This is a genomic window from Cognatiyoonia sp. (assembly GCF_965661665.1).
GTDB lineage: Bacteria > Pseudomonadota > Alphaproteobacteria > Rhodobacterales > Rhodobacteraceae > Cognatiyoonia.
The window spans coordinates 55,893-62,340 of record NZ_CBFIEO010000006.1 but is presented as its reverse complement, the minus strand read 5'-3'; the positions used below and the strand labels follow the sequence as shown (position 1 = coordinate 62,340).

General features: G+C 55.5%; 9 protein-coding genes, 1 tRNA gene and 1 pseudogene. 1 reads left to right on the top strand and 10 read right to left on the bottom strand.

What is annotated here, in order from left to right:
• Both ACTF5F_RS05405 and ACTF5F_RS05400 read right to left on the bottom strand, forming a co-directional pair.
• On the bottom strand, positions 1–384 hold a 384-nt coding region (locus ACTF5F_RS05405; RefSeq protein ID WP_438955856.1), incomplete at its 3' end, for an undecaprenyl-diphosphate phosphatase.
• Positions 384–1,367 carry a complex I NDUFA9 subunit family protein gene (locus ACTF5F_RS05400; protein ID WP_438955855.1) on the bottom strand — a complete coding sequence of 328 codons (984 nt, stop codon included), beginning with the start codon at positions 1,365–1,367 and terminating at the stop codon, positions 384–386. The genes ACTF5F_RS05405 and ACTF5F_RS05400, both read right to left, overlap by 1 nt.
• 141 nt (positions 1,368–1,508) lie before the next feature.
• Between ACTF5F_RS05400 and ACTF5F_RS05395 the strand changes: the two genes are divergently transcribed.
• Positions 1,509–1,595, top strand: a tRNA-Leu gene (locus tag ACTF5F_RS05395).
• Between the two features lie 420 nt (positions 1,596–2,015).
• On the opposite strand, the gene ccmB is transcribed toward ACTF5F_RS05395, so the two are convergent.
• From ccmB to ACTF5F_RS05355, 8 genes and pseudogenes are all read right to left on the bottom strand, one after another.
• Positions 2,016–2,672, bottom strand: a complete 657-nt coding sequence (gene ccmB / locus ACTF5F_RS05390) for a heme exporter protein CcmB (protein ID WP_438955854.1) — start codon at positions 2,670–2,672, stop codon at positions 2,016–2,018.
• On the bottom strand, positions 2,669–3,292 hold the full coding sequence (ccmA, locus tag ACTF5F_RS05385) for a heme ABC exporter ATP-binding protein CcmA (RefSeq protein WP_438955853.1): 624 nt from the start codon (positions 3,290–3,292) through the stop codon (positions 2,669–2,671). Before ccmA ends, ccmB begins: the two co-directional genes overlap by 4 nt.
• An 87-nt stretch (positions 3,293–3,379) precedes the next feature.
• Positions 3,380–3,670, bottom strand: a pseudogene (locus ACTF5F_RS05380) (sodium-independent anion transporter); the annotation flags it as partial.
• Positions 3,671–4,030, bottom strand: coding sequence for a TIGR01244 family sulfur transferase (locus tag ACTF5F_RS05375; RefSeq protein ID WP_438955852.1), 360 nt, complete (start codon positions 4,028–4,030; stop codon positions 3,671–3,673).
• A gap of 12 nt (positions 4,031–4,042) precedes the next feature.
• The gene (locus tag ACTF5F_RS05370) at positions 4,043–4,927 is read right to left on the bottom strand and encodes an MBL fold metallo-hydrolase (RefSeq protein ID WP_438955851.1); all 885 of its coding nucleotides are present in this window, start codon (positions 4,925–4,927) and stop codon (positions 4,043–4,045) included.
• A 13-nt stretch (positions 4,928–4,940) separates the two neighbouring features.
• Positions 4,941–5,549 (bottom strand): hypothetical protein, encoded by a 609-nt coding sequence (locus ACTF5F_RS05365; protein WP_438955850.1) that lies wholly within the window; start codon positions 5,547–5,549, stop codon positions 4,941–4,943.
• 2 nt (positions 5,550–5,551) lie between these two features.
• Positions 5,552–5,983, bottom strand: a complete 432-nt coding sequence (locus ACTF5F_RS05360) for a DUF6691 family protein (protein ID WP_438955849.1) — start codon at positions 5,981–5,983, stop codon at positions 5,552–5,554.
• Positions 5,984–5,987: 4 nt separating this feature from the next.
• Positions 5,988–6,425, bottom strand: a complete 438-nt coding sequence (locus ACTF5F_RS05355) for a YeeE/YedE family protein (protein WP_438955848.1) — start codon at positions 6,423–6,425, stop codon at positions 5,988–5,990.
• Positions 6,426–6,448: the final 23 nt, after the last annotated feature.

Below are 6,448 nucleotides of genomic sequence, written 5' to 3'. Positions count from 1 at the left end.
AAACAAGAGGATCACCCCACCCACAATCAGCACAATCGCGATGGCGGTCAGACTGTTGAACAATGTCTCTTTGATAAAATCGTTGAACGCGATGCCCAGAACCCCTGCGGGTATACAGGCAAAGATAATGCTGAGAAAAAATCGCCGCGCCGCTGGATCATGAGGCGTTTGCCGCGCGACACCCAAAAGGCGGGTCGCATAGACCGACAGGATCGCCAGAACCGCACCTAGCTGGATAACAATTTCAAACGTCTTGGCGGTGCTTTCAAATCCCAACAGCTCCCCCGCAAGCAGGATGTGCGCGGTTGAGGAAACCGGAATAAACTCCGTCGCCCCTTCCAGAACACCAAGAAGGGCCGCAACAAGCGTCGTGTCGCCGTCCATCAGGTGTCCCGAAGGTTCTTGGCCGATTCCTTGATGGCGTCATACTGACCCGACGGGCGGAATCGCCAGAGATAGTCAGGCAGAACAGAACCCATCGTCTTGGGTTGAATGCCAAAGTCATCAAACGTCTTCGCGCCCTCTTCGACCACATTATCGAGCGCGAGGTTCTTGATCTGATCCGCAGTAATTGCGCGTGGCAAAAGACCAAGGGTCAAGAAGTTCGCAACGCTGAAGCCAAACGCCATAATCCGTGCAACAAAAAATGGAATGTTGAGGACAAGCCGACGACGGCGAATCATCTCCAACATGCGATGCATCAGGCCACGGAAGGTATCCACCTCCGGCCCACCAAGTTCATAGATGCCAGCGTCCACTGTGCCGAGCACGGCTTGTTCGGCAGCAGCAGCCACATCGTCAACAAAGACCGGCTGAAACTTCATATCCGCGCCAACAACTGGCAAGACAGGACCAAAGCGGGACATGCCCGCGAAGCGATTGAAGAACTCATCCTCCTGGCCAAAGATGATCGATGGACGCAAGATAACGGCGCTCGGCAAGTGATCCTGAACTGCCGCCTCACCAGCCGCCTTTGTTTGGCTGTACTCACTTTCAGCGCAGGCATCTGCGCCAATAGCCGAGATATGGACCATGCGGATGATGCCCTTTTCTTTCGCAAGCCGGGCGATACGACCTGGGGCCTCTGCCTGAACAGCCTCGAACGTGTTCTTGCCGGACTCATCCAGCACGCCAACGCAGTTCACCACAGCGTCCGCTCCAGAGAGGACAGCCGCCACGCTCGCATCATCACGCACGTTGCAAAACACCGCCTCAACCTGTCCAACGGTGCCATAGGGCCGTACAAACATCGCTTCGTTCGGATTGCGTACAGCCACGCGCACGCGCCAGCCCGCTTTCGCCATCCGGCGCGCGATATACCGCCCGACAAATCCAGACCCACCAAAAATTGTGACCATCTCTGACATGGTGACACCTTTCGCGAAAAACCGTTGGGGAGGGTGTATCCATGCCGCTCAAAGCAAACAAGGCCAAACCGAACGCAACAAACTGATCGAATCCCGTTGACAGGCAAACCCACGCAGCTTAATTGCGCTTAACCAATCCGTGCCCAGATGGCGGAATTGGTAGACGCGCCAGCTTCAGGTGCTGGTGTCCGTATGGACGTGGAGGTTCGAGTCCTCTTCTGGGCACCAAAATATGACAATATGGGTTATTTATATAATAAGTTTGAGCGTTAACTGCTAAGTTTTGCACCAAACTAACCCAAAGTTTCGTACCAAATTCGTGACCATCCCTGAGGTGTTTTAGACACGCATGACACGTCTGGGTAAACGGGCTCAACCTAGCAAGCGTTTCTAGCGCTCCCTCGCGAAGAAAGCCGCCCTATTCCCTGCCAGCTTCTCACGTGTACCCGCGCAACCGGAATCAATGTTTTCAAGAACTAGCAGCTTGGGCTGCAATTGATTGACAATTGTAACGCGCAAGATTGATCAGATACACTTTACTGATCCTAGTCTATGCTTGCTGTTGAAAACCTGAATTGCACGGTACAGTTGGATTGCGCACCTCCCCTTTTTCAATCGAGTTTGACTTTCTCGAGTGATCGATCCTCATCACTCCGCCGACCGTTTCAGTACAGCCGCAGCTGCAAACGGCAGCAGGGCTACGCTGGCGAGGGTGATGGCGCAGAGGAAGAGGAGCGGGGTTTCGAAGCTTTGGCCCAGCATGCCGCGGCGGGTGACTTCGGTGCCGAAGATGAGCGTGGGGATATAGAGCGGCAAGATCAGGAGCGACATCAGCAGTCCACCGCGTTTCACGCCGATTGTCAGTGCAGCGCCAAAGGCGCCAATCATCGACAACGCGGGAGTGCCTGCTAAAAGCGCGATCACCAGCCACGGGATGCCTAGCAAAGGCATATTCACCAGAAACGACAGCACCGGCGCTGCCAAGCAGAGCGGCAACCCTGTGGTCGTCCAATGCGCGACTGCTTTTGCGAAGATTAGGCCCTCGCTTGGGACCGGCGCAGTCAATAGCAAATCGAGCGACCCGTCCTCCCAATCCGTAGCAAACATCCGGTCGAGGGACAGCAAACAGGCCAGCAAAGCTCCGATCCAGAGCACGCCAGGGCTGATTTGTGCCAAAAGGTTCACGTTGGGCCCTACCCCCAGCGGGATCAGAAATACAACGATCAAGAAGAACACGAGCGCCAGCCCGAAGCCACCACCGGACCGGACCGCAAGCCGCAAATCTCGCATGAAAATCTCAATCAAAAGTACGCCTCTTCCGTATCCGCGACATAGGGTGTGTCCGGTTTGAACTCAGAGACGTCGATCGTGCGCGCGGCAGGCATGAAGTCGATATGCGTTGTGGCCAGAACGGATCCCCCAGTGGCCACATGCTCCGCCACCACGTCGGTAAAGATCGCAACAGAGGCTTGATCCAACGACACCGTCGGTTCATCCAAAATCCATATGTCCCGCCCCGTCACCAACAGCCGCGCCAGCCCAAGCCGCCGCTTTTGCCCGGCAGACAGGTTCTGCGCGAAATTGCCGGAGAGCTTGATGAGCTCCATCGTCTCTAATGCGTGATCGATCGTGTCCCTACCGAACAGCCGCGCCCAGAACATGAGGTTTTCGGCGACAGTGAGCGTGCCTTTCAATCCATCCGCGTGGGAGGCATAGATCAGGTCTTCGGCCTCTACCTCGATGCTGCCGGAAAGTGGCCTTTGCAGTCCTGCGATGGTGCGCAGCAGCGTGGTCTTTCCTGCGCCATTCGGCCCTCGCAGGACAATGACCTCACCCCGACCAAGGGCAAAGCTCACATGATCCAATATCCGTTGCCCCCCACGGGCGCAGGCGACATCGGTCAAAGTAAGGACGGCTTCGGTCATAACCTTGTGTCCCCCAAAACCAACGGGGCGTCAATTTGACAATGCCGTTAGGCTCTAGGCTTTCAGCGCACAAAACGCCTCATACTGTTACAGGAACACGCGGCCATTCAGGTCTTCCAAAAGGTGCAAGGTCTTCAAGCGATCCATAACCGGGCCTCTTACTTCCGAAAGATGCAGACCGATGTTCATATTGGTCAGCTGCTCGTTGATCACTTTGAGGCTTTCGAGTGCCGAGAAAACAACTTCATTCACGGCGGAGAACATCAGAACCACATGTTTGATATCACAGTCGGGCGTGACCCGTGACTGAACCAAACCCTCCAAAAACCGCGTGTTGCCGAAATACAGGTTTTCGTCCACCCGCAGCGTCAAGATCGATCAGGATGCTGTTTCCACCACGCCGATTGCTCTTGCCTCACACTGCGTCCACAGCATTTCAGAGCGCGCACCAGTGCGACAGTAGGCGATGATCGGACCTGACAGTTCAGCCAGCAGAGTCTCGAACTCATCGACATCTGCTTCCGTCAACATGCCGGGTCGGACCGGCAAGTAGATCGCCGTAAGCCCAACATCTTTGGCTTTCGCCTCTATTGATGCAAAGGATGGTTGATCCTCCACCTCGCAATCAGGACGGTTGCAGATAATGGCTTTGAAACCAGCCTTCTTGATCGCCTCAAGGTAGGCCGCCTCTATTTGGGGTGACACAGACAGACCGTCATGGATTTTCTTAATCTCCATCGGTGTGACCCCTCACAGCGCGTTGACTGGGATCTTTAGCATGGGGCGACCGTCCTTATCGGTTGGCACTTCCCCTGCCCGCATGTTCACTTGCAGTGACGGGATGACGAGCTTTGGCATGGCCAGTTGCGCATCACGATCGGTGCGGAATTTGACGAAATCCTCTTTCGATTTGCCACCGCCCACGTGAATGTTGTTGGCTTTTTCTTCGCCCACTGTGGTTTCCCAGGCGATATCGCGGCCGCCCGGTCCATAGTCGTGGCACATAAACAGACGCATATCATCCGGCAGGCTCAACACCTTCATGATAGAATCGTACAGGACGCCAGCATCCCCACCGGGGAAGTCCGCTCGGGCGGACCCGCCATCCGGCATAAAGAGCGTGTCACCCGCAAAGGCCGCATCGCCTATCACATGCACCATGCACGCAGGCGTATGGCCCGGTGTGAAGATGGCAAAGGCTTGCATATTACCAATCATGTAGGTGTCACCGTCTTTGAACAGCGCATCAAACTGGCTGCCATCGCGCTGGAAATCGGTCCCTTCGTTAAAAACTTTGCCGAACGTGTCCTGCACGATCATGATGCCTTCTCCGATGCCGATCTTGCCGCCCAACTCCTGCTGGATGTAGGGTGCCGCACTTAGGTGGTCGGCATGGACATGGGTCTCAATGATCCACTCAAGCTTGAGACCACGCTCTTTGATCCGGCTGATGATTTTATCCGCGCTGTCATGCGTGATCCGGCCCGCGGCATAGTCCAGATCCATAACGCTATCGACAACCGCGCAAGCGTCAGAGCTTGGATCTGTCACGATGTAACTGATCGTGTTTGTGGGTTCATCGAAGAACGCTTCGACGTCTGGATGGATGTCCATCGTGACTGGATAATTGGTCATTTCTGGTCTCCTTTCAGTGGTTGCGGCCATCAGCCATCATCATTTCATGAACAGCGGCCATGCCGCGTTCGGCCATCTCGGTGACTTCGGCTGAATGGGTTTGCAGCGCGGCCAAAAGCTCTGGATCGTCTGAAGTTTGCACAACAACCAACCCTTCGTTCGTGACCTCCGTCGTGGTTTCGATCCCCTCCCCGCACACAAAGAAGATGTCGAGGGTCGGGCTTTGTATTTCAATCTTTGGGTCATCCACACGTTTGACCCGGTCGATCATGCCAATCGAATGGCTGACCAAGGCATCCATCACATCAGGGTCCGTCGAGGCCGTAACTGTCCGAATGCCATTTGGCAGGTTTTGAACGTCGCGCGTGATCGTTTCAAAATTGCGGAACAAAACCGCAATCTCTGCGCTTTCCTCCGCCGTTGCGTTCTCCCCACGCAGACCGGGCATATTGATTTCATCGTGCATCCTAATGCCGTGACCCATAGCACCGGAGTGGTGATTTGATGGGTCATTTCCGTGCCCGTGCGACATGACAAAATACGTGCCGCCTGCGCCCACGGCCCCTACAATCAGAATCGCAGAGATGATGAGGGATGATTTCGTCAGCGGTTGAAGCGCCATGTTTAGCCTGCCTTCGCTTGCGCTTGCACCGGAACCATAAGCCGGCGAATGCCGAGGCCCGCTACAACTGACGCCACGAAGAGCGCCGCTTCCCACCGACCGGTTCCAAGTGCTGCAATCGCGGGGCCTGGGCAGAAGCCGGCAATGCCCCAGCCGATCCCAAACATGGCCGATCCACCCACCAGTCGTCTGTCGATTTCGTTCGATGACGGAATATGAAACTGCCCATCAAACAGCGGCTCATTCCGACGCCACACCAAGCGGTAGCCAACGAAGGTCACCAGAACCGCGCCGCCCATAACGAACATCAGGCTTGGGTCCCAAGTCCCTGCTATATCGAAGAAGTTCAGAACTTTAGCTGGGTTCATCATTCCAGAGATGGCAAGGCCGATGCCAAAGACGAGACCTGTGATCAATGCAAAGAAAAGTTTCATCTCTTTAGGCCCCCAAACCAAGCACATGACGAATGATGAAGACGGTGACTACCGCCGTGGCCATAAAGGTCGGCACTGCGACGAGCGACCGAACCGACAGACGCGGCAAACCACAGACCCCGTGACCGGAGGTGCAGCCTGATCCCAAGCTGGTGCCAAAGCCAACGAACACACCGCCGACGACAATCATCAGCGGGCTGATAGGCACATCAACAACAGGCATTGACCCAGTGAAAGCGAATAGCGCTAATGGCGACAGCAGCACTCCCACAACAAGCGCAGCCCGCCATGCAAAATCTTCCCGCGAAGAGGGGAAAACAACGCCGGCGAGAACGCCAGACGCGCCAAGAATACGGCCAAGACCGTATTTCAACATGACCGCGCCCAAGCCGATCAACAGACCGCCGCCAAACGCCGTGAGTGGTGTAAAGAGGGTTTCCAAATCCAAACTCCTTGTTGGAAGGA

What these genes read in the sequence shown, in the direction of transcription:
- ACTF5F_RS05400 (WP_438955855.1), bottom strand. Translation starts at nt 1,367, where the DNA reads ATGTCAGAGATGGTCACAATTTTTGGTGGGTCTGGATTTGTCGGGCGG.
- ACTF5F_RS05375 (WP_438955852.1), bottom strand. Translation starts at nt 4,030, where the DNA reads ATGGAGATTAAGAAAATCCATGACGGTCTGTCTGTGTCACCCCAAATA.
- ACTF5F_RS05360 (WP_438955849.1), bottom strand. Translation starts at nt 5,983, where the DNA reads ATGAAACTTTTCTTTGCATTGATCACAGGTCTCGTCTTTGGCATCGGC.
- ACTF5F_RS05365 (WP_438955850.1), bottom strand. Translation starts at nt 5,549, where the DNA reads ATGGCGCTTCAACCGCTGACGAAATCATCCCTCATCATCTCTGCGATT.
- ACTF5F_RS05370 (WP_438955851.1), bottom strand. Translation starts at nt 4,927, where the DNA reads ATGACCAATTATCCAGTCACGATGGACATCCATCCAGACGTCGAAGCG.
- ccmA (WP_438955853.1), bottom strand. Translation starts at nt 3,292, where the DNA reads ATGACCGAAGCCGTCCTTACTTTGACCGATGTCGCCTGCGCCCGTGGG.